The following is a 22127-nucleotide window of genomic DNA, read 5'->3' on the forward strand; positions in this document are numbered from 1 at the left end:
CGGCGTTGGCGTCGGAGGGACGGATATCGTCGGCGTTGGAGTAGGAGGGACGGATATCGTCGGCGTTGGCGTCGGAGTTGGCGTCGGAGTTGGCGGCGGCGGTGGCGCTACATCGTTATCCGTAATCGCCACTGTCACCCCTGGAACCACAACCACATTATACTTACCATCAGTGGTACTCACAGTGTGAGTGATATTGCCGCTGTGTGATCCTTCGACAACCGTATCATCAACAGCTTTTACCGTAACGGTTTTAGCACTATTCCAATTATCCGCAGTGAAAGTGATAGGTGCGATCGCTTCAATTTGCTCACCTGTTGTGAGAGTGATAGTAACAGGGGCGTAAGGCTGCGATGTTAATTTGAGCTCATAACTGCCATTCACACCCCCTTCAGCAGCAGTTGTGCTCGTAGGTGTAATGCTGACACCTGCTGTGTCGTTGTCGGTAATCGCTACATTGACATCCGGAATGGTCTGAGCGCTATACTTAGTGTCGGTACTGGTAACAGTGTGAGCGATCGTACCCGTGTGCGTACCTTCGGCTTTGCTATCGTCGGTAGCGGTGACAGTGACTGTTTTGGCAACATTCCAATTCGTGCTGTCAAAGATCACAGGGGCGATCGCATTTATTTGACTTCCGGTATTAAAGTTAATGGTAACAGGGGCGATCGGCTGCGATGTTAACTTGAGCGCATAACTGCCCGGCGCACCGCCTTCTGTAGCAGTTGTTGCTGTGGGAGTAATAGAAATACCAGCCGTATCATCGTCCTTATTGCTGAGGCTAACATCCGCTGCATCTAGCTTATAATTCGGATCGGTGCTAACAGCAAGCGCTGTGACAATTTTGTAGCCAATATTGCCGTCAACAATGCTATCGTTAACCCCTTTTACTGTCACCGGCTGCGGTTTATTCCAGTTAGCCGGAGTGAAAGTTATGCTAGCAGGGGAAACAGTTCCCTCCGCAACATTGTCACTGGTCAAACCGATAGTCACATCAGCAGTTGGTTGAGTATTTAGAACCACAGTAAAGTTAGCAGGGCTGCCATCTTCACCAGTAGTTAATCCCGCCGTCGGATTCACCGTAATTCCCGGAGTTTCATTGTCGCTGTTGATGACGGTGACATCTTCAGGATCGACGTTATTGTAATTAACATCGGTACTCACAGCAGCAGCCGTGACAATTTTGTAAGGTTGAGGGCCATCAGCTACTAAATCGTCAACACCACTCACCGTGATTGGTTGCGGTTGATCGTAGTTAGCAGTAGTGAAAGTTAAGCTATTAGTTGAAACTTTTCCTTCGGCCAGATTGGAACTGGTCAAACCGATGGTAACGTCAGCAGTAGGTTGAGAGTTAAGTTTGACAGTGAAGGTACCAGTGCCACCGACTTCACTTGTAGTTAATGCTGTTGGGTTAATAGTAAAGCCAGCTTTGTCATCATTAGTAATCGTTGTGGTAGCGGTAGCAGTGGTAATTGTCGGTGTTATGCCTGGGCTGGTGGGACTTGAAAGGGTGACGGCAATGGTTTCGTCGGGTTCAACTAGGGTGTCGCCTAATACGTCGAGAGTAATGGTTTTGGATGTTTCATCGGCGGCAAAATTAATGGTGCCAGTAGCAGCAGTTGCGCCAGAAGTGCCGCCGATGTTGTTGTAATCGCTGATGTTTGTAGCTGTTCCGGCGATCGTATAATTGACGCTACTTGCCCCGCCTGTGTTGCCGCTGCGAGTCGCGGTGAAAGTCAGAGGTTTTGTGCCAGTGTTGCCTTCATCCATGCTTGCAGTACCAGCGGCGATGGCATAAGAAACTGTACCGTTGGCTGCAATAGTTAATGTTGTTTGTTTTGTTGTACCTGCAATGCCTCCGGTGATTGCGCCAAAGTTGAGGATTGCTGTTTCGGCGTTTTCAGGGAGATTGTCGGGTTTGATCGTGACTGCAATATTCTTGGTGAGTGCCGCACCTGTTGCACCTGCGGGGAATGTAATCGAGGTAGGGGAAATGGTGTAGTCTGAATTAGGGGTGGCTGTGCTAGTGGGGTCGATCGCAATTGGTACAGTTACATCGCTGAAGGGAGTGCCACCGCTGAGGGTGACGGGAATATTAACTACTGTGTCGGTTGTTCCTTCTGTACCACTGTATGTTGCTGCACCGAAATTTACCGCCGGGGTTGTATTTAGCAGAATTGAAACATTGTCAGTCCAATAGTTCGACGTGGCTAGGTCAAGAGTCCCATCCGCATTCAAGTCTGCCGCAGTGACAGTCCAGGGATTTGACCCCAAGCTATAGTTGGTGGCAGGGCTAAAAGTACCAGTGCCTGTCCCCAACAGAACCGAGAGGTTATTAGCAACAGGAGCCTCAGTGGCAACACCGTTGGCCGTAGCTAAGTCAATTTTGCCGTCTGCGTTAAAGTCACCTACAGTAACGGAACGAGGCCCTGTCCCCACAGCAAAGTTAGTGTTAGCCCCAAAGCCACCTGTGCCATTTCCTAACAGTACGGATACATCATTAGAGCCTTCGTTGGCTGTGGCTATGTCAGGGTTGGCATCCCCATTAAAATCTTGCACAGCAACAGAATAGGGGTTTGTCCCCACAGTAAAATCCGTGGCAGTGCCAAAGCTGCCTGTGCCTGTGCCCAATAGAATCGAGACATTGTTTGAGTAAAAGTTCGCCGTAGCTAGGTCAAGTTTGCTGTCTTTGTTAAAGTCGCCTACAGATACAGACTGGGGTTGTGTCCCGACGATAAAGTTCGTGGGAGCACTAAAGCTGCCTGTACCTGTCCCTAATAGAATAGAGACATTGTTTGAGTCAATGTTGGCTGTGGCTAGGTCAATCTTTTTATCTCCATTGAAGTCGCCGGACGTAACTGACCAAGGACCCGACCCGACGTTAAAGTTGGTAGCTGTACCAAAACTGCCTGTCCCTGTTCCTAACAAAATTGAGACGTTATTACTCAGCCAGTTGGCAACGGCTAGGTCAAGCTTGGTGTCTCCATCAAAGTCTGCCACCGTGACAGCAAAGGCAGCTTGTCCCACAGTAAAATTAGTGGGAGCACTAAAGCTGCCTGTACCTGTCCCTAGTAGGATAGAAAGGTTATTGGCATCGGCACGATTCGGCACGGCTAAGTCAGGCTTGGTATCGCCGTTAAAGTCTCCTACACCGACGAATTGCGGTTGATTCCCCGCGCCAAAATTAGTCTCCGCACCAAAAGTAGGCAGAACATACTCGTAACCTGCTAATACTTCGGCTTCAAATACCAGCGGCGTTTCTATTTCCCCGGTTCTCACTTCCAGTTCCCAGTCGCCGCCCTTTGCTACACTTCCGGTGAGGTTTTGGGAAGCCGCAACAAAGGCCCCGGTTAACTCACTCAAGCGTTTGACAAATGCTTTACCTGTCTCGCCTGCTGCTACTGAGCACCCGTACAGCAGGATATTCGGTCGATTTTTGCATATTGAGTCGGTTTGTGGCGAAAACCATTGCTGTAGATCATCCCGATCGCACTCTATATCATCTAAACTAAAGCGAACGTCGCCGAGTTGCAAGCTGCCCGGAGCACCGTGAGAAACGATGTGAATGCTGTCAATATTGGTACGAAGAGCTAAAATTTGAGTAATTTGCTCGATCGCATCCCGGTTCCCATCCAAAACCACTACTTCCGTACCCGGTTTTACCCCGGCAATCAAACTTTGATAGTTTTCAACTTGAGTGTCGATAAAGGCGATCGCACTTGGTGAAACTTGATTATTTAAATTTGGCATACTGCACCTACTAATAGCTAAAAAAAGACAATAATTCCCCTGTTTCGCGACTGGCATCCGAAACTCTTTCTCAAGGTAGTAGTAACCATAACTGTTTTTTGAGAAAATCTCTATAAATTTTTCTTTATAAATCCCTATTTAATTAAAGTTTTGATAAAGTTGGGGAATTCTATTAAGTAATATTACGGATGAGCGAGCGCGAGGTGGCTCATATAACACAAAAAGAATTTAATCGCAAGTGTAATGAGACGGAAATATTAAGAGCAGGATTTTTGATACATATGTGCGAGGGGCGGGTTGATGTATAATGTTAGCGATTGCCAAGATTTATGGTAAAACCCGCCCCTACCAGTTATTCGTTACCATCTTTACGCGCGATCGTCGCACTTACTTCAAACCCCCATCTATCCCTGCTAAAATCTGCTCAGCTTGCCCGCACAAAGCAGCGTGACAGCAACCGTTACTCGCCAACAATCCCCCCCACTGACTCACATCTCCCCGGTTATATTGCAAAGCAGTACCGTCAAAACGAGTAAATTGACCGCCCGCTTCCGTCAAAATCAATTCCGGTGCCGCTAAATCCCAATCCTTCGGCGCAGACTTTCCCGAAAGCGCAATATAAACATCAGCCTTTTGTTCGACAATTGTCGCAATTTTACAGCCGATACTACCGACAGCTATTTGATTTTGACAAGGCAGTTTTTGTAACAATTGATTAAAGCGATCGCCCCGGTGACTGCGGCTGGTTACTATAGATAAATCTGCCACTATATTTCGCGCCGAAACCTGCAATTTGACCACAGAACCCTCCCGATTTTCCATAAAAGCACCCGCATCGCGGATTGCGTAATAAATCTTTTGCTGTTCGGGCCAAGCCACAACTGCCAATACCGGTCTTCCCTCGAACGCTAAAGCAATGTGAACAGCAAATTCACCTGTCCTGTCAATAAAATCTCGCGTTCCATCCAAAGGGTCAATAATCCAAACCCAACTTTGAGGTAAGGGAATTTGACCGTTTTTTTCTAAATAAGATTTGTAAGTTTCTTCGCTGAGATAGCCAAATTCTGCATTCCCTAAAGCCGACTGCAATTCGTCGAGAATGTAAGAATTGACAGCGACATCGGCGGCGGTGACGGGGCCATCTTTTTTCTCTTGGATGTCAAGGTTAGGAGTGTTGGAATCCTGCCGATAATAGGATTGTAGGATATCTGATGCACTCCAGGCGATCGATCGGGCAATTTCGCTGATTTCTTCGAGAGTTTTCATGAATTTCTTTTTTTTGAACCGCAGATGAACGCCGATTAACGCAGATTTCTGGGCATTGCATATTTGCAGGATGATTGGGAATTTTATCAAAGCTGAAAACCCTTATTTTTCCGGCGGGTTCTGGGGTTCACCCCACAAGATTCATCCCAAAATTATGCAATGCCGATTTATGTAGGGGCGGCGCCCCCGTGCCCGCCCCTGGGAACCATAAATTAGCAGTTACCAATTAATATGAGGATATTTCCATTCATAATAATTGGGAAACACAAAATTAGTAAACGAAACCGAAATACTAACCTCCAAGGATTTTACATGGTGCCACCAACCGACCGGAATAAAGATAGCCTCTCCCGGTTCCAAAATTACTTCAATAATTTTCGCCTCTCTGTAAAGCGGATATTTGTCATAATCGGGATTTTCGCCGTCAACCTTGCTGAAAACTCCGACGTGATTATAAAGCAGAGGTGTTTGTTGCGGAGAAATCAATTTAATTAGTTTGCGACCAGACACTTGAGCTAAAATTAAATTAACTGGGTCATGGTGCAGCGGTGTAATCGTTCCTTTTGGGCCGAACCAAAAGAAAACTCTGCCTTTTGTATCAGCAGGATTGAGGTATTCTGGAAATATTTCAATGTCGTTAAATAGCGGTTTAAATTCCTCTCTTTCCAAAGTTTGGTTGTTAGCAACCATGTAACAATCGTTGCTAGACCCGCCATTGACTACAATATCTACATATTCACGGAATAAAACAGTTTTTTTGTGGTTGTGAATTTTAATTTCATATTCCGGGTCGGAGTTGCGGTTGGCTTGTATTTGCACCTCTGCATCGCCGTATTTTTCCTGCAAATACTCCGGCGTCCACAACTGCAAAGCTTTCCAGTTGTGCATAATGTTGGTAATAATTACTGGAGTATTTTTGGCGTAGTAATTTTCGAGAAAATACTCTCGGGAAAGGCTACTTTTGCGTTCGATTGTGCCAAACTTGGAAGACAATGCAGCTAATTGATTGTTGATCCTGAGATGCGATTCTAATTTCTGCAATAACTGCACGTACTGACTGCCTGCTTGAAAGTAGGGATGAGATGATATTTCCGTAACTTCTGCGGTGGCTGTTTCCGCATCTATGCCTGTACTTATTAGCGCTTGAATGATTTCTTCGTCGGGTTTATTTAATAATTTGTTAGCCGCCACCCACTGTTTCATATTGTCGGGAACTTCTTGTTTGCTTGGCGCTGCGAGTAGATTGGGCAAGTTTTGTGTCAGCCATTCTAGGTTAACTTGCTGTTGTTCTGTTAGAGTAATCCGCAAAGGGGGAAGGGTGATACTTAGAGGTTGGGTGTCAGGCATGATTAGGATATGTTGTTTTGGAAGTGTTTTGTGTGACTTTAACTTGTCTTACTAATATAGCAATTTTGTTAACGAACTGCGAAGGCGCTAAGGGTACGAAGAAAGAGAAGAGGGAAGTTCACAAACTTTGTCGATATTGCTGTCAGCATTTTAACTTAACAAGTGTTGCCAGTTCCATTTTTCTAGCTTTGAGCGGTTTTAACCGGATAGTTTGGTTAATTTTAAATTAAAATTAAGCCTTATTCATCCATGCGCGGGTTCCGAATTTTTTGCAGGAATGGGAAGCAATTTTAGCCGCTGCGGTGAGAGTATCGGTAAAGTTATTGTGCAAAATGTAGTGACAGAAAGCCCCGTGAAAGATGTCACCAGCGCCTAAAGTATCTGTGGCTTGAATTAGAGGTACTTCTATAGTGCCGTAAGTGCCATTGCTGAAGTATAAAATTGATTTTTCGCCGCGAGTGATGGCAATATGGGAAATTCCGGTCGCTGAGAGATAAGCAAACACTTCGTCGGAAGTGTAGCAGTTAGGTGGACGAAAATTCTCGGAACATACCGCCCATTCAATGAAAGGCAATATTTCTTCTAATCCGGGTTTCCAACTGCCGCCGTCGAGGACAATGGGAATGTTTTTTGAATTGGCAAGTTGAGCAATTTCTGTGCTGGCTGCGATTTGATGTCCGTCAAGCAGTACAATACTAACTGATGTTAAAATATCATGGTTAATTGTTTGACTGTCAACTTGCGATTTCGTAGCATTGATGGAAATTACTGATCGATCGCCCGTTGCTTCAGTTACAATAATCGAGGAAACTGGTGGCGAGTGCGATCGCCCGGGCTCCAAATCAATTATCCTGACATTATACTCCGCTAAGTCTGCACGAATTAATTGGGCGATCGCGTGAGTGCCCAAAACACCAGCCCATACCGCCGCATTCCCCAAATAGCTAAAAGTGACCGCAGCATTGGCCGCCGGCCCGCCCGCAGCAATGGTACAATCAGAAGCAACAACTTTCTGATTTTCACCCGGAGGCTTCTCGGCCAAATAAACTAAATCTAAAGTCGCCAATCCCAAAAACAATCCGGTTTTCATATCTTCTTAAATATGTGGCATGGGCGTCCCGCCCGTGCTTTATCTGCGGTTAAAAACTTCAAAATATCAAAATGCAAGCAAATCCCAATACAGGAACACTTTACATCGTAGGAACCCCGATCGGCAACCTCGAAGACATGACATTTCGCGCCATCCGAATTTTGCAAACAGTAGACTTCATCGCCGCCGAAGATACCCGCCATACAGGCAAACTTTTGCACCATTTCCAAATCAAAACCCCTCAAATCAGCTATCACGAACACAACCAACACCAGCGACTCCCCGAACTCCTCGACAAACTGCATTTAGGCAAAGATATCGCCATCGTCACCGATGCCGGAATGCCGGGAATTTCTGACCCCGGTTCCGAGTTAGTCAAAGCTTGCGCCGATGCTAATATTAACATTATTCCGATTCCCGGCCCGACCGCCTGCATTGTTGGGATAACTGCATCAGGATTACCCACAGAGAGATTTGTATTTGAAGGTTTCTTACCCGTGAAAGGTCAAGAACGCCAACAGAGTTTAGAAGCTTTGCAAATAGAATCCCGCACTATAATATTATACGAATCTCCCCACCGATTGCGGCAAACTTTACAAGATTTAGCAAATACTTTGGGAAGCGACAGACAGATTGTGCTGGCGAGAGAGTTAACTAAAATGCACGAAGAGTTTTGGCGTGGTAGTATGGAAAGTGCGATCGAGCTTTACACCAATCGCGAACCCCAGGGAGAATTTACCCTCGTAATTGCCGGCATCCAAACAGCAGCCCCAATATTTTCCGAAGACGCCATCAAAGCAGAATTGCAAACATTAATTGCCGAAGGCATAAGTCGTTCCCAAGCCAGCCGCCAACTAGCGCAACAAACATCCCTCCCCCGCCGCCAAATCTACCAACTCGCCCTCACAATTGGCGACAATGAATCATTATAACAAGCCGTGGATGACTTGTGAATATTTCTCTTCTCTGCGCCATCTGCGGTTAAATAAAAAAAGTTAGATACTCACACTCAGAATTATATGGTACGCGGAAACTACGATCGACAAAAACCATATTTACGTAACCCCCACATCAACAAACCAATCGCCGAAATTTATGCAGACTTAGACGCCTTTAGCTGGGAGATATTTGAAGACCAACCCCACCGCTTCGATACCGTCAGTTTCTACGTCTTGCTTCCCCCACTGTTTTACGAAGGGCGTTTCATCAAAGGAATTTACTTCAGCGAAGCAGTCGAACTCATCAACAAACTATTTCCCCAACTTTCCTCAGTATTTTTCTCCTTCACCTATTCCCCCGGCACATCCTATTCCTGGGCACCGGTAGCGGACGCCTACTCCAGTTTATACAAAAACCCGCAGCGGGATAAGTGGTTTCGCGAAACTTATGTCGATCGCGCCCACAAACCAATCATACCCCTACAAGACACCGACTTCATCAACGAATACTTAATTTCCCCGCGCAACGTCCCCGCCAAAGACATAGACTTGCTAGCCGTAGCCCGAATTTCCGAAGAAAAAAATTTGCCAATCATAGCCAAAGCCTTAAAAGTTTACCGCCAAAAATATCCGCAAAAACCGATAAAATTAACAGTAGTCAGCGGTCACGAATTTGATGCTAGCAACCTGAAAACTCTCGACCAGTACGCCTTACAAGAATGGCGACAAGTAGAGGAAATTTTAACCAATCCCTCCGACTACATTAACTTAGTGCCGAGAGTTGACTACTACAGCGAAATCCCCACATATTATTCGCGAGCACAAGCATTCGTCCTCGGTTCCCTCCTCGAAGGAAAAAACCGGGGAATTACCGAAGCAATGAGTTGCAACGTACCAGTAATTTGTTTTGAAGAATTCAACCAATACGCCAGAGGAAACTCGCCAGTTTTCCCCGAAGGTGCAGGTCTTTACGCCAAATTTGACCCGGAATCATTAGCCGATACTATATATACAGTATTGGAAAATCCAACAGAATTCAAACCGCGACATCAGTATTTAAAGCATTGCGGACGTAAAAACTTTTTCAATACTTGTATAGACAGTTTTCCTTACTATCAGCACAACATTCCCGACTACAAACCCGGAGCTGCGATTAACAATTTGTGGCTAGATTTAGCAGTTCAACAAAATTATCAAGTTAGTTTGAATAGCTTTTTGTACGGAGGTTCTCCCTTGTCTCATATTCGCGGAACAAATGCGATTCAGCAGAACCTCGGCGAGTTAACAAAATTCAAATAACAGATGAAAATAGCCTGAGTCTACTCGCCCTAAGATTGTGCTTTTGCAAGAGATTTACTTTCTACATCAGGCGTTAATTTCCATTCAGAAGCTAATAAACTTAATGGAGTTGGATATTCAGTTTGATTTATAATTGTCTTCAAACTGGCTTTTTGATATTCTTTAATATCTTCATGTATCTTGCTTGCTAGTACCTCCGCTAACTTAACAGGCACGGCATTTCCAACCATCTTGTAGCCATCAATAATATTTTGATATTTCAAAATAAAATCATCCGGGAACGTCTGTATTCTCGCACATTCTCTCACAGAAAGCCTGCGGTAAGGCACAGGCGAATTGGGGTCGAAAATGCGTTTGTCTTTGCCAACGACAATCATTTTGCTAGATTGAGGGTGAAGAGGTGCGTGTCTGCCACTAGCCTGGATTGTAAAAGAAGGTTCTAACCAACTCCTGACTCTATTTCGGGACATATAAATACTAGAAAATCCCGTATCTAGATATTCATGGTTGGGAACTTTAAGGTTAGAGCCTTTTGGTTTCTCCTTATGTGTAACTTTCAAGGGTTTTATAGATGCCAAATCGTCGATAACATCCCTAAGAGTTAAAATTTTACTTCTCGCTTCGGGAAACTCAAAAAAAGCACTCATTTTTTCATGATAGCCAATGATGATTACTCTTTGACGATCTTGAGGAACTTCAAAGTTTTTAGCATTCAGTAATTTGTATGCAATTTGATATCCTATATCTTTAAACTGAGATAAGATATTAGCGAAAGCCTGTTTGTGCTTGGCTGCTAATATGCCACTCACATTTTCAGCAAGAAAAAACAAGGGTTGTTTTTCTTGTACAATTCTAATGTAGTCATAGAATAGCTGACCCCGACTGTCATTAATACCTCTGTGAGCACCGGCTTCGCTCCAGCTTTGGCAAGGTGGTCCACCTATTATGCCTATGCAGTCCGGTATTTCCTCAGATTTAATGTTTCTAATATCTCTATTGTCTAGTTGAGTGCCAGGATGGTTATATTCATAAGTATCCCAAATAGATCGATCGTACTCATTCGCCCAAACAATATTAAATCCTGCTTGTCGAAAACCCAAATCCAGCCCACCACATCCTGCAAACAGAGATATGATATCCATAATGCCTTTGCCTTTAGTGTTAGATTTTGTACGTAATAATTTTAGCAGGTATGAGGTTTACAGGATTATCGGGACATTTAATCGACTGAGTATTAATATTAAAGCCGGGAACTGAGATGGATTCGATCTTTGTTCTGCTGTCAAGTGGAAAAGACAAATATTTACTTTCCTTCATTATAGCGATTATCTGAAAATTTTTCTTAGGGTCATATCCTTGATCTAGATAATCAAAAATATTGGAAGGATGATTTATCACCCACATTCCTCTAATTCTTAAGGATGTTATATTTAACGGGTCTACTTTATTTACTCTACCTAACTCTTCTGTTTCACTAGATTCGACATCAGAAATTGCATTAATTCCACTGGCTATCTGATCTTTAATCCCTTCATAATATTCTGGGCTAGCAGCATAGCAGTCACCATAAATAAGCCATAGGCTTTTCATATTTTCTTTTGTATTGTCCTTACTGGTGACTCCAATTGCATAAAGAATATCCTTTTCCGTCCATGTTTCACACTCACGACAAGCTAAGGTAATTTGTGGATTGTCAGAAAATAATTTTGATTTGGGATAGGAACTATTTAATTGAATCCGACCGCTGAAAGTTTTTATTTTATTGACTTCTATGACATCGCCATTTCTGAGCATTAAATTTGGAGGATTACTCTGATTGCTACGATTCCAAGAAAATACTTCATCGTACTTTTCATGTTTGCTGGGTTCCGGTTCATTTATAGTATTGGCAAAAGCATCCTTGACAAAAGACTCGAATGCTTTAGAACTGAGTAAGTCAGGTATAGGGTGATTAATAATTGTAGCGATCGCTTCCAGTATATTAGTCATTGGCTATAAAAAATAGAGAACCCAATTAAACCAGAGTTCATCATAGCAGAGATCCTTAATGAATGCAAACTCCATCCTTCAATCTTACCAACACTTCGGCGTCCATCTTGGCCTAGAAAGAATTCACCAACTTCTCCAAAAACTAGACAACCCCCACCAACAAGTACCCATTATCCACATTGCCGGCACCAATGGCAAAGGTTCCGTTTGCGCTTATCTCTCTTCCGTACTAACAGAAGCAGGCTATCGAGTTGGACGCTACACATCCCCGCACTTAATCGATTGGACAGAAAGAATTTGCATCAACCAAAAACGGATTTCCCCAACAGAATTGCAACAGTGTCTAGAACGAGTTGTCGCCGCCACCGAAAACACCACCGAAACTCCGACTCAATTTGAAATAATCACCGCCGCAGCTTGGCTGTATTTCGCCCAACAAAAAGCAGATATTGCAGTCATAGAAACTGGATTGGGCGGTAGATTAGACGCGACTAACGTTTGCGAAACACCTCTCGCTAGCGTCATCACTTCTATCAGCCTTGACCACTGGCAAATACTCGGCCCCACTGTCGCCGATATTGCTGGGGAAAAAGCGGGAATTCTTAAAGCAAAATGTCCGGCAGTTATCGGAGAATTGCCAGAATTAGCTAGAATAGTAGTAGAAAAACGCATTCAAGAATTAGACTGTCCGGCAACTTGGGTAAAACCCGCGATAGATTTAGGACAAGGATTCGCAGAATATCAGTTAAATCAAAATGCGGTTAAAATAAAATATCAATTGCCGCTGCTGGGAAAAATTCAACTAATGAATTCAGCAATTGCGATCGCAACTTTGCAAACTCTCCAAAACCAAGGATGGCAAATTTCCCCAACCGCCATCGAAAACGGTATCGCCAAAACCCAATGGCCCGGAAGACTCCAGCAGACAACTTGGAAAAACCGCAATATATTAATTGACGGCGCGCACAACCCCGCCGCAGCGATCGCCCTGCGTGAATATGTCGATCACCTGAACAATCACCCGTCACCGATTAACTGGGTAATCGGCATTCTTACGACTAAAGACTGCGATGATATTTTGAAAGCATTACTCAAAAAGGGCGATCGACTTTACCTAGTACCGGTACCCGATCCCAAATCATCATCCCCCGCAGAATTAGCCACCCTAGCTCAAACTATCTGCCTCGAATTAAGTCTCTGTCAAGCCTTCTCCGACTTAAAAACAGCTTTAGATGCTGCTGTTACAGGTGACAACCTAACAATACTTTGCGGTTCCCTTTATCTCGTCGGCTATTTTCTGCAACAACAACAATCCCAAGCTTAAACGCATCAGAATTGTGTTTCTTCCTCCGTAAAGATAGGAGGCCACAATTCCGAAACGGGCAATTCCCAACCGGGAAAAAGTTCTGCTAATGTTAAGATATCGCCATTTCCTAAAACAGTCGGTTCACCTGTAGAGCGATAAATAGTCACGGTTTCTTCATCAGGATCGATCAGAATTCCGACGATCGCACCCAATTCTATAAACTTCAAAACCTTGGTTTCTATAGGCTTAATGCGATCGCTCAAAGATTTAATCTCAACCACCAAATCGGGGACAAGTTCTCCAAAATAACGCGGACTTTGGCGCAAGCGGGCGGCGCGCACAAAAGAAACATCCGGTGCTTTGACATTCGTATCCGGCATGATGAAACCGCCTGCGGAGTCAAAGACTCTCCCCAAGCGACGGGGATAAACCCAGTTACCCAGCAAGCGAATCAAAATACTGCTGATTTCACTGGATACGATGTCTGATGGCCCCACAATTGAAAGTCTCCCGTCTTCTAGTTCAATTTTGTAATCTAAACCCGCTTCGGAAAAAAGGGTTTGAACTTGGTTTAAATCTTTGAGTGTCATCGCTGGCATAAGAATTTTCTCCTATTCCGATCAGAGCTTTGATTTTAACACAAGTCAAATTTCTGAATATTTGAGAAATTGAGGCTATATTCCTACAAATCATCAATCAAGCTGAATTGATAAAGGCTATCGCACGGGATAAAGAAACCAGTTTTTTGGGATGAGCGATCGTTCTTATCTACAAACATTTACCTCTAAAATAGTCCAGATTGACTTATCCAGATTTCTCCTCCGACTCCGCGTTGTGAAGAGGCGGTAATTTCATCATTCGATAAGAACTTAAAAGCTGATATCTGCTTATATATGGCGGCACAGATTCCCATTATTTAAAAATACGTCAACTAGCCCAAAAAAGCAAGGGCGATCTCAAAAAGATTCCGCCCCAGCTTCAACTAAAAACTACCTTTGATCCCAAGCCTTAGCCGCATCAGCCACAGCTTGGTCTACCGACTTCTCATCCAACATTGCCGCCTGCAAATTGTCATAAATCGCCTTTTGCAACTTCTTAACATCCTTTAAAGGCGGAATCAATAGCTCGGCGGAACTCAACCCAGAAGCACTAACAACCCGAGCTCGATCGGCTGCTGGAGCATCAGTCGGAACGCTCTTAAAATAATCGTCCTGCAAAGCCTCAACCGTAGAAGGCAAAACATTAGCAGCCTTTGCAAAAGCCAACTGATTTTGAGAATTAGTCACGTACAAAGCAAACTTGATAGCATCATCAGGGCGCTTGCTGTCGCGGGGCACAACCAAATTCATCACCGCCACAGTCTTCTTACCTGTTTCCCCCGTAATTTGAGGCGCAGCAGCCGAAACAGCACCAATACTCGGCGCATTCTCAGCAATCGCCTTCAAAAACTGAGGTCCGGAAGCTAAAAAAGTAGTTTCCCCAGCTTGATAAAGCTCGATCGCCCTGCGATGTCCCTGCACCAAAACATCCTGCGGCAAAAGTCCGCCCTTGTACAAATCAACCCAATACTGAAAAACAGCTTTGCCCTTAGCAGTATTAAAAGCAGCCTTGCCTTTAGCGTCAACCAAAGGCACGCCCATCTGCACGAAAGATTGCAAAACCTCCGCCGAATCTTCCGGCACAAAAGTCACAAAAAAAGCAAACTTACCAGTCTTCTCCTTCACCTGTTTCGCAACAGTCGCCAACTCGGCATAAGTAGCAGGAGGCTTAGCAATTCCCGCCTTCTTTAACAACTCCGTATTGTAAATTGTCACCCCAGTCGTGAGATACCAAGGAATGCCAAAAGTCTTGCCGTCGAGTACACTAGCTTTCCAGATATTTGGGAGATAGAGCGATCGAACTTGCTGCGGAATCCGAGAATCCAAATCCAGCCAAGCATTGCGTCCCGCCAACAGCGAAGCAAAATCGGGATTCAGGTTAACCACATCCGGCGCAGTTTTCGCCGAAACAGCCCCCAAAATCTTGCTTTCCATCGCCGACCAAGGAACGTCCACCCAGCGCACCTTCACCCCCGGATTTTCGGCTTCAAAACCAGCGATCGTCTTGTTGAAATACTCAGTAAACTGAGGTTGAAGCTGCATAGTCCAGAACTCGATTTCCTGCGTATTATTGGCCTGGGAATTAACAGCAGGCTTGCCACAACTTACCACAGCAGCCAGCAGCAGCCCCACCAACCCAAAAACAGCAAACAGTTGCCAAGATTTACGTTTCATAGAATAAAATTTGAGAGTTATGGGAACCGTTAGACAAAAAAGCGTGAAGCGAAGCTATCCCGGAGGGAATCGCCCGAATCAAGCGCGATCAAGTGCGAGAGAGAGTTTTGTAGCCGGGCCCCCGAGCGAGATAGTCTGTTTTTGTGCAAAATCGACAGGTTTTCGGTCGATCGAGCTGGAATTTATTGACATTCGCAGCAGAATAGCTATTGTCAAGTAAATTGGATAGCATAAAATCGGAACTAGCGATCGCGCAACACAGACCGAGCTGCGTAGCTACGGCGGGATACCGAGATTACAGCTCTCTTTCGGCAGTTGGAACCCAACCCTCCAACACGCCTGCGCGCTGAATCAGGCTGGCCAACTACAAAAGAAAAAAATAGCAATTACCGACGACCCAATCACATGGTTAACTTTTTCAAAGGTCTACTTTCCCAACGCCAGCCAGGAATCGGGATCGAAATAGCCCCAGACCGCATCAACATCATTCAGCTCGAAAAGAAAGCTCAGGCATTAAAATTAGGCATCCTAGCCTCAATAGAAGTTCCAGAAGACTATGTACAAGAAGGACAAATAGTAGATCCGCCAGGAATGGCAGAACTAATAAAAGCCGTCCTCGCCGAAAACAAAATCAAAGCCAAGCGAGTAGCCACAGCCATTCCCGGCCGCGAAGCCGTCATCCGCTTAATCCCTGTTCCCGCAGAGCTCAACGAAGAAGAACTGAGGGATTACATGAACGCAGAAGCAGGACTGTACTTGCCGTTTCCCAGAGAAGACGCCGACGTAGACTATCAAAAAATAGGCCTTTTTGTAGATGACGACGGAGTAGAAAAAGTGCAAGTCGTGTTAGTAGCCACCCGCCGAGAAGTTACCGACACATACATCGAAACCTTCAAAGAAGCCGGACTGATTATAGACGTACTAGAAGTAACCAGTTTTGCCCTAATCCGCACCCTCAAAGAACAACTGCAACAATTTTCCTCCCAAGAAGCCGCAGTTCTCACCGCCATAGAATTTGACAGCACCGAGTTAGCTATAGTAGTGGACGGTATACCTCAGTTCAACCGTACCATCCCGATCGGCACCTACCAAATCCAGACCGCCCTCAACCAAGCCATGAACCTGCCGCCAACCAGAGACACCAGCGAACTGCAAGGCATGACCCTGCCAGTCACAGATACAATGGGCGCATCGGGAGACGCCAATCCCGGCACAAATGCGATGATTAAAGTATTGGGAGAACTAGCAGACGAACTGCGCCGCTCAGTAGACTTTTACCTCAACCAGAGCGAAGAACTCGAAGTAGCGCAACTGCTGCTAGCAGGCCCGGGAGCTGCGATCGGCAAACTAGACGAATTTTTTATGCAAAGATTAAGCTTGCCCGCATCTCAAGTCGATCCCATCGAAACCCTAGGACTCGAAATCAGCCAAGAAATTACCCCAGAACAGCGAGCAGGTTTAGGAGTCGCCCTAGGTTTAGGACTAAGGGAGGTTATGTGAACTAACAGTTTTAGATGAGAGAAAAACCGATTTGAGAATTTTAGGTAAAAACCCCTGCCAAAAGAAGAAGGCAGAAAGCAGAAGGTAAAATATTGGAGGTAGAAGGTAGAAGGTAAAAGGTAGAATATATCTGAGGTAGAAGCAGCCCCTTCCTTCAGTAGAAGGCAGCAAGTTGTTTCTTTCTTCCCTAAATAAATCCTTCACTTCTACCAGCAATCTTGGGTTCAGTCTAAAATCTCAAATTTCAAATTTAAATCTATAGCAACAGCCAAGACTGTTAGAACCTTCTTAATTGCTGAAACATAAGCGGTAGATCACTTTTTCCTTCTACCTTCTACCTTCTATCTCCTGCGTTATACCTTATACCTTGTGCCTTCTGCCTTCTTCCTTCTGCTATAAAAACGAGTGAAGCCATGTACAGCCTAGATATTAATTTTCTCAACGACCGTCCGGACTACAAACCAGTCACAGCAGCCAAAAGCTCAGCTAAAAAAAGTTCCGGTGGAGCCAAAGACCAACTGCCCATATTTGGGGCGGTGCTGTTTGCCCTTGGCATCAACGCCGCAGTCATGGGCGCCTGGTGGTGGGCGACTAACGACAATAACAACTTGGCCACACAACAAGCAGCCATGGACCAAGAACTGGCCAAGTTAAACACTCAAGCCAGCACCATCAAAGCCATCAACGCCGAAACCGACAAAGTTACCGCCGAATACAAAGCATTAGCTGGAGTATTCGACCAAATTAAACCTTGGTCGGCGATGCTGCAAGACCTCAGTGCCCGTACTCCGGCGGGAGTGCAAATTGGCAAAATCGAGCAAATCGACCCGAGTCCCTCCCCCGTTGCAGCAGCACCCCCACCCCCCGCAGCCACCCCCGCAGCCAGCCCGTCCCCAGGGGTGAGTCCGTCCCCAGCCAGCCCTACCCCGGCTGCCGCTCCCCCCCCGCCCGTCGTCCCGCAGCAGGCAGCAAAAGTACAAATTTCAGGGATAGCCAGTACCTTTGCTCAAGTTAACGACTTTATGTTGCTAGTCCAGCGCTCTCCTTTCTTCCTTAACACCGATACCAAACTGATAGCGGCCACATTAAAAAACAACCCCGCACAATTACAAGTGCGTAACCAAAACGCAGCACCACCAGAACTTCCCAAACTGCGACCGGTGGTGGAATATAAAATTGAAACGACGCTCAGCCCGACGGGAGCCTCCGAGTTGCTCCCCGAGCTCCGCAGCAAGCAAGCAGACGGGCTAGCAATACGGATAGAAACACTTCAAGAAAAAGGAGTGCTAGAAACACAAAAACCAGAGGTGAAAAAATAATGACAGCCAATCAGTTTATTCCCAGCGGCGCACAAGCAGAAGAGACAGGGGCTCAGGAAATATTCGGCATTAAGCTGACACCCCAAGCCCAAGCAATCGGAATCGCGGTTCTCGGCCTCCTCATTGCCGGCGGCCTTGGCTACCAGTTCGTACTTCCAGAATTCCAAAAAAGCGGCGAATTCAAGCAAAAACTTAGCGAAAGCAAGCAAACGCAACTGCAATTGCAAACTCAAATTCAAAGAAAGGCAGAAGCAGAAGCAAAGCAAGAAGAAGCAAAACAGCGCCGGGCTAACGTGACGGCAATGTTTGCCAGCGACGCCAGCGCCAACACGCTTTTGCTTGACATGACGCAACTCGTTAATAGAATCAACGCCGGCGTGCAAGGAGATGACCTCAAGGCTAAAATTACCAAGTTTGAGCCGGATATGCCCCCAGCAGCAGCAACCGCCGCGCCGGGAGCTCCAGACCCTGATATTCTGGCAGATACCTCCTTCGGGCCGTCCCTGGCTGGCAAGCTCAGACGCAAAAAATTTAAGGTAGAGTTTGAAGGCACTTTCGCTCAAACCCGCAATTTTATGCGTAACTTGGAATTGATGCAGTCGCTGTTGGTAGTTAGGAATTTGAAATCTGAATTGCTAGCATCAAATCAGCCAATTGAAGTTGACTTTTTGAAAGGGAAAATAGTTCCTGTGGAGCAGCCACCAACTAAAATTAAAACTGCTTTTGACTTGCACGCACTGCTGCCGTTAAAGCAAGAAGAAAAACCGCCAACTCCGGCTCCGAGCCCTGGTGCTAAGTAGCGGTAGTTGGGCGGGTAGATATTAGCTATTGTTCCAAACTAGCTTTTTCACAAAAAGGCAGAAGGCAGAAGGTTGAAATGGGAAGATTGAAGGTAGAAGTCAAAAAAATATGAGTGCCAGAAAATTATTTTTTATATGGCAATCAACAATTGGCTCTACAACCTAATTTCTTCTAATACCCGTCTCAAAAATTAATGGAACTGTATAGCAATCCTTGCGGGAGTCGTAATTTTTTGACCCCACCCCAACCCTCCCCGAACCCGGGGGGAGGGAGTAAGAAATCCACAAATGATGCGAGGATTGCTGTAGGATAGCTTCTAACCCTTATGTCATCTGTTATTCCCAATCGAAAATCGCAAATCGAAAAGGGCATAACTTCTTCCTTTAAAAAGGCTCGAATCGAGAATATTTTAGTCAGTTTAGCAGCTAGCGACAAAAGACTGCGGACAACAAATAACAAAGTGTAGTTGAGGAGAGAACGTGAAACAGCATCTACGGTTAAGTGGAGGACTCTTATGCAGCGTTGCAGGAGTTCTGATCACCCAAGCCCCCGTCTTGGCAGCGCCGACTCAAGTCACAGGAGTGCAAGTAAGTCAAGGCAATAATGGCGTAAATATTGTGATGGCGACAGAAAAGGGCGATCGCCCGCAAGTTTTCGCCATCAATAACGGCAATACTTACCAAGCCACCATTATCAACACCCAGCTTCGCTTGCCACAAGGCAACAGCTTCCGTCAAGATAACCCCGCTCCGGGAATTTCTTCAGTAGAAATCAGCCAGGTAGAGGCTAACAGCATCCGCGTTGTGGTAGCCGGCACAAACGGAGTTCCCAACGGACAAATTGTGCCAGGACAAGGCCAAAGCATCGTTCTCAGCGTTGCAGGAGAGGGCGGTACAGCACAGTCTGCCCAAACTTTACCCCCGCCGCCTCCGGGACTGCCGCTGAGCCAAACAGCTCCCCGGCCCGCTCCCCAAGTCCGCACCTCGCAAAACCCAGGCGTGCTGCTGCCAAATCCCGAAATTACTGTTACCAGAAACGATCGCCCGCCCCTCCCCAGCGAAATACAACCCCAGGCAAATCAGGCTGCGCCTTTCCTACCGCGGGCAGTTGCTCCGCCCTTGGGAGATATCGCAGTGTCTAACATCGCCCCTGGCGTGGGAAATATTGAACTGAGTTCGGGAGAACGCATCCCCCGCTTGGTCTTACGGGATGCCCCAGTCCGGGACGTTCTGGCTCTGCTGGCCCGTGCTGCGGGCTTGAACATTGCTTTTACAGGTGGCGGGGCCCCTGGTCAAGCCGGGCAGCCCGCAGTGCCTGGTCAGCCGGGAGCCTCCGGTTCAGATGAAGGGCCGAAGATTTCTTTGGACATCGAAAATGAGTCGGTGCAAGATGTCTTTAATTACGTGCTGCGGCTCAGCGGATTGCAAGCTAACCGCCAGGGGCGGACGATTTTTGTAGGGACTAGCTTGCCGATCGACTCGCGCAATATTATCATTCGGACTCTGCGGCTCAATCAAGTTCGCTCTACGGATGCAGCTAACTTTTTGAGCGCTCAAGGCGCGGAAAGTCAACTGCCGATTACTCGGGTGACGATTCAAAGCGTGGGCCAGGGAAATGCGGCGCGGGATGTGGAAATTAGGGAACCGGACATTAAGGCGATCGGCGCTACCCAAGGCACTGGGCCGCTCTTGCTGAGGGGACTGTCGGTGCTGGCGGATGCGAGGCTCAATTCCATCACTTTGGTGGGCGACCCGCGCAAAGTTGACATGGCTGTGGCTTTCTTGACACAGCTAGATTTGCGTCGTCGTCAAGTCGCTGTCAACGTCAAGGTGATCGATATCAACTTATTGGGAAACAACACCACCAACAGCAGTTTCTCTTTCGGGATTAATAACAATTTCTTCGTCAATGACAATGGGGCTGCAAGTCTCAATTTTGGTGGTATCAATCCGCCCACTGGCCAGGATGTAAGTAGTGGCATAGCTAATCGGCCGATTATTGAGAACCGAGACATTCCCCAAGTATACAGGGACGCGCCTTTCTACGATGCGAACGGCCGGCGTATCGTGCCGTTTACAGGTCAAGGTCTCGAAGGCCCCGGCAAAGGTGTGTTCCTCCAGCCGACAGCCCCAGTTACTAATGACCCCTCGCGAGTTGGACTTACGGATTACGAGCCTGGCTCGGCAACCGCTTCAGGAAGTGCAGCTTTCGGCCTGTTCCCGCTGTTCCAGTATCCGAGGAGGTTCCTGTCGGCGTTGCAGGCCACTATTCTGAGCCAGAATGCCAAAATCCTGACCGATCCGACTCTGGTGGTTCAAGAAGGAGAAACGGCGAATGTGAATATTACTGATGAGGTGATCACTAACATCACGTCCCAAACGCAGACTACCGGAAATACAAGTACCCAAACTGTGACGGCTGTCAAAGACAGGGCTGGTTTGCAGTTGGGGGTGGCGATCGACCGGGTTGACGATAATGGCTTTGTCTCTCTGCGGGTGAACCCGATTATCAGGACACCCGGCGGCGTTCAAAACCTGGCCACAGGCGCGAACACCAATCAGATCAGGCTGCTGGGCGAGCGCTCGTTGCAATCGGGGCTAATTCGCCTGCGGGACGGTCAGACTTTGATTGTTTCGGGGATTATCCGAGACGAAGAACGGACTACAGCGAACAAAATTCCGATTTTGGGAGATTTGCCGATTATCGGTTCGCTATTCAGGAGTACCAATAAGGCTAACCAGCGGGCAGAGTTGATTGTATTGCTGACACCGCAGATTTTGGATGATAGCGATCGATCGAACTTTGGCTACCAAAACAACATCAGTCCCGACGCCCGCCAACTGTTGCAGCGCAGTCAGCCCGTCCAACCGAGACAATAGGAACGAAGGAAAAATGCCTGGCTGTCAACTTTCCACGCTCTTTCCCCTGAGTCCGACAGTCCCACAGGGGTTGAAACCCCTGGCTCAAAGCTATAGTCCTCTAAAAGAGGACTAAAGAACTCATAAGTTCTATGAAAGAGGACTATAAATCACTCTTTCAGTCGTCATCAGACGACTTCAGCTAGGAGACAGGGACTTCAGTCCCTGGCGGGTTTGGGGAGAATGAAACAGCCCTGCCCCACGGGGGAAAGAAAGAGGGGAAAGAAATAAGGAAGAAGGAAAAACTTTTCCTTTAGCCCTTGACAAATGACATTTTATTCCTTCTATTTCTCCTTTTGTGCTTTCAAATCCACCGACGCGAGAAATCTTC

The 22127-nt window shown here is 46.4% G+C and carries 15 protein-coding genes; 7 read left to right on the top strand and 8 right to left on the bottom strand.

Annotated elements, in window-relative coordinates; all coding sequences use genetic code 11:
* The 4 genes from QT994_RS02415 to QT994_RS02430 all read right to left on the bottom strand — a co-directional run.
* Positions 1-3750: DUF4347 domain-containing protein (locus QT994_RS02415; RefSeq protein ID WP_333171531.1), on the bottom strand; the 3750-nt coding region annotated here is incomplete at its 3' end.
* A 387-nt stretch (positions 3751-4137) separates the two neighbouring features.
* Positions 4138-5016: an inositol monophosphatase family protein gene (locus tag QT994_RS02420; protein WP_333171533.1), complete on the bottom strand. Its 879-nt coding sequence runs from the start codon at positions 5014-5016 to the stop codon at positions 4138-4140.
* Between the two features lie 219 nt (positions 5017-5235).
* Positions 5236-6363 (bottom strand): cupin-like domain-containing protein, encoded by a 1128-nt coding sequence (locus QT994_RS02425; RefSeq protein ID WP_333171535.1) that lies wholly within the window; start codon positions 6361-6363, stop codon positions 5236-5238.
* Positions 6364-6595: 232 nt separating this feature from the next.
* Positions 6596-7453, bottom strand: a complete 858-nt coding sequence (locus tag QT994_RS02430; RefSeq protein WP_333171537.1) for a sugar kinase — start codon at positions 7451-7453, stop codon at positions 6596-6598.
* A gap of 71 nt (positions 7454-7524) precedes the next feature.
* Here QT994_RS02430 and rsmI point away from each other — a divergent pair, with 71 nt between their 5' ends.
* Complete coding sequence (rsmI, locus tag QT994_RS02435) at positions 7525-8385, top strand: 16S rRNA (cytidine(1402)-2'-O)-methyltransferase (RefSeq protein WP_333171539.1); 861 nt, start codon at positions 7525-7527, stop codon at positions 8383-8385.
* Positions 8386-8472: 87 nt separating this feature from the next.
* Positions 8473-9690: a glycosyltransferase gene (locus tag QT994_RS02440; RefSeq protein ID WP_333171541.1), complete on the top strand. Its 1218-nt coding sequence runs from the start codon at positions 8473-8475 to the stop codon at positions 9688-9690.
* A gap of 29 nt (positions 9691-9719) precedes the next feature.
* On the opposite strand, the gene QT994_RS02445 is transcribed toward QT994_RS02440, so the two are convergent.
* Both QT994_RS02445 and QT994_RS02450 read right to left on the bottom strand, forming a co-directional pair.
* Positions 9720-10832: a DNA cytosine methyltransferase gene (locus QT994_RS02445; RefSeq protein ID WP_333171543.1), complete on the bottom strand. Its 1113-nt coding sequence runs from the start codon at positions 10830-10832 to the stop codon at positions 9720-9722.
* A gap of 19 nt (positions 10833-10851) precedes the next feature.
* Positions 10852-11679 carry an NgoPII family restriction endonuclease gene (locus tag QT994_RS02450; protein ID WP_333171545.1) on the bottom strand — a complete coding sequence of 276 codons (828 nt, stop codon included), beginning with the start codon at positions 11677-11679 and terminating at the stop codon, positions 10852-10854.
* Between the two features lie 58 nt (positions 11680-11737).
* Between QT994_RS02450 and QT994_RS02455 the strand changes: the two genes are divergently transcribed.
* A complete protein-coding gene (locus tag QT994_RS02455) occupies positions 11738-13003 on the top strand; it encodes a folylpolyglutamate synthase/dihydrofolate synthase family protein (protein WP_333171547.1) in 1266 nt (421 codons plus the stop codon).
* Positions 13004-13008: 5 nt separating this feature from the next.
* Here the strand turns inward: QT994_RS02455 and QT994_RS02460 are convergent, their stop codons facing one another.
* Positions 13009-13584 carry a Uma2 family endonuclease gene (locus QT994_RS02460; protein WP_333171549.1) on the bottom strand — a complete coding sequence of 192 codons (576 nt, stop codon included), beginning with the start codon at positions 13582-13584 and terminating at the stop codon, positions 13009-13011.
* A 390-nt stretch (positions 13585-13974) separates the two neighbouring features.
* A complete protein-coding gene (locus QT994_RS02465) occupies positions 13975-15258 on the bottom strand; it encodes a sugar ABC transporter substrate-binding protein (RefSeq protein ID WP_333171551.1) in 1284 nt (427 codons plus the stop codon).
* 405 nt (positions 15259-15663) lie between these two features.
* Between QT994_RS02465 and pilM the strand changes: the two genes are divergently transcribed.
* The 4 genes from pilM (at position 15664) to QT994_RS02485 (ending at position 21757) form a co-directional block, all read left to right on the top strand.
* Positions 15664-16758: a type IV pilus assembly protein PilM gene (gene pilM, locus QT994_RS02470; RefSeq protein WP_333044157.1), complete on the top strand. Its 1095-nt coding sequence runs from the start codon at positions 15664-15666 to the stop codon at positions 16756-16758.
* Between the two features lie 413 nt (positions 16759-17171).
* Positions 17172-18077 (top strand): PilN domain-containing protein, encoded by a 906-nt coding sequence (locus tag QT994_RS02475; RefSeq protein ID WP_333171553.1) that lies wholly within the window; start codon positions 17172-17174, stop codon positions 18075-18077.
* Positions 18077-18877: a pilus assembly protein PilO gene (locus QT994_RS02480; RefSeq protein ID WP_333171554.1), complete on the top strand. Its 801-nt coding sequence runs from the start codon at positions 18077-18079 to the stop codon at positions 18875-18877. The genes QT994_RS02475 and QT994_RS02480 overlap by 1 nt, the downstream gene beginning before the upstream one ends.
* A gap of 480 nt (positions 18878-19357) precedes the next feature.
* Positions 19358-21757 (top strand): AMIN domain-containing protein, encoded by a 2400-nt coding sequence (locus QT994_RS02485; RefSeq protein WP_333171556.1) that lies wholly within the window; start codon positions 19358-19360, stop codon positions 21755-21757.
* Positions 21758-22127 lie beyond the last annotated feature (370 nt).

The sequence above is a fragment of the Microcoleus sp. S13_B4 genome, from assembly GCF_036700885.1.
Classification (GTDB): Bacteria; Cyanobacteriota; Cyanobacteriia; order Cyanobacteriales; family Microcoleaceae; genus Microcoleus.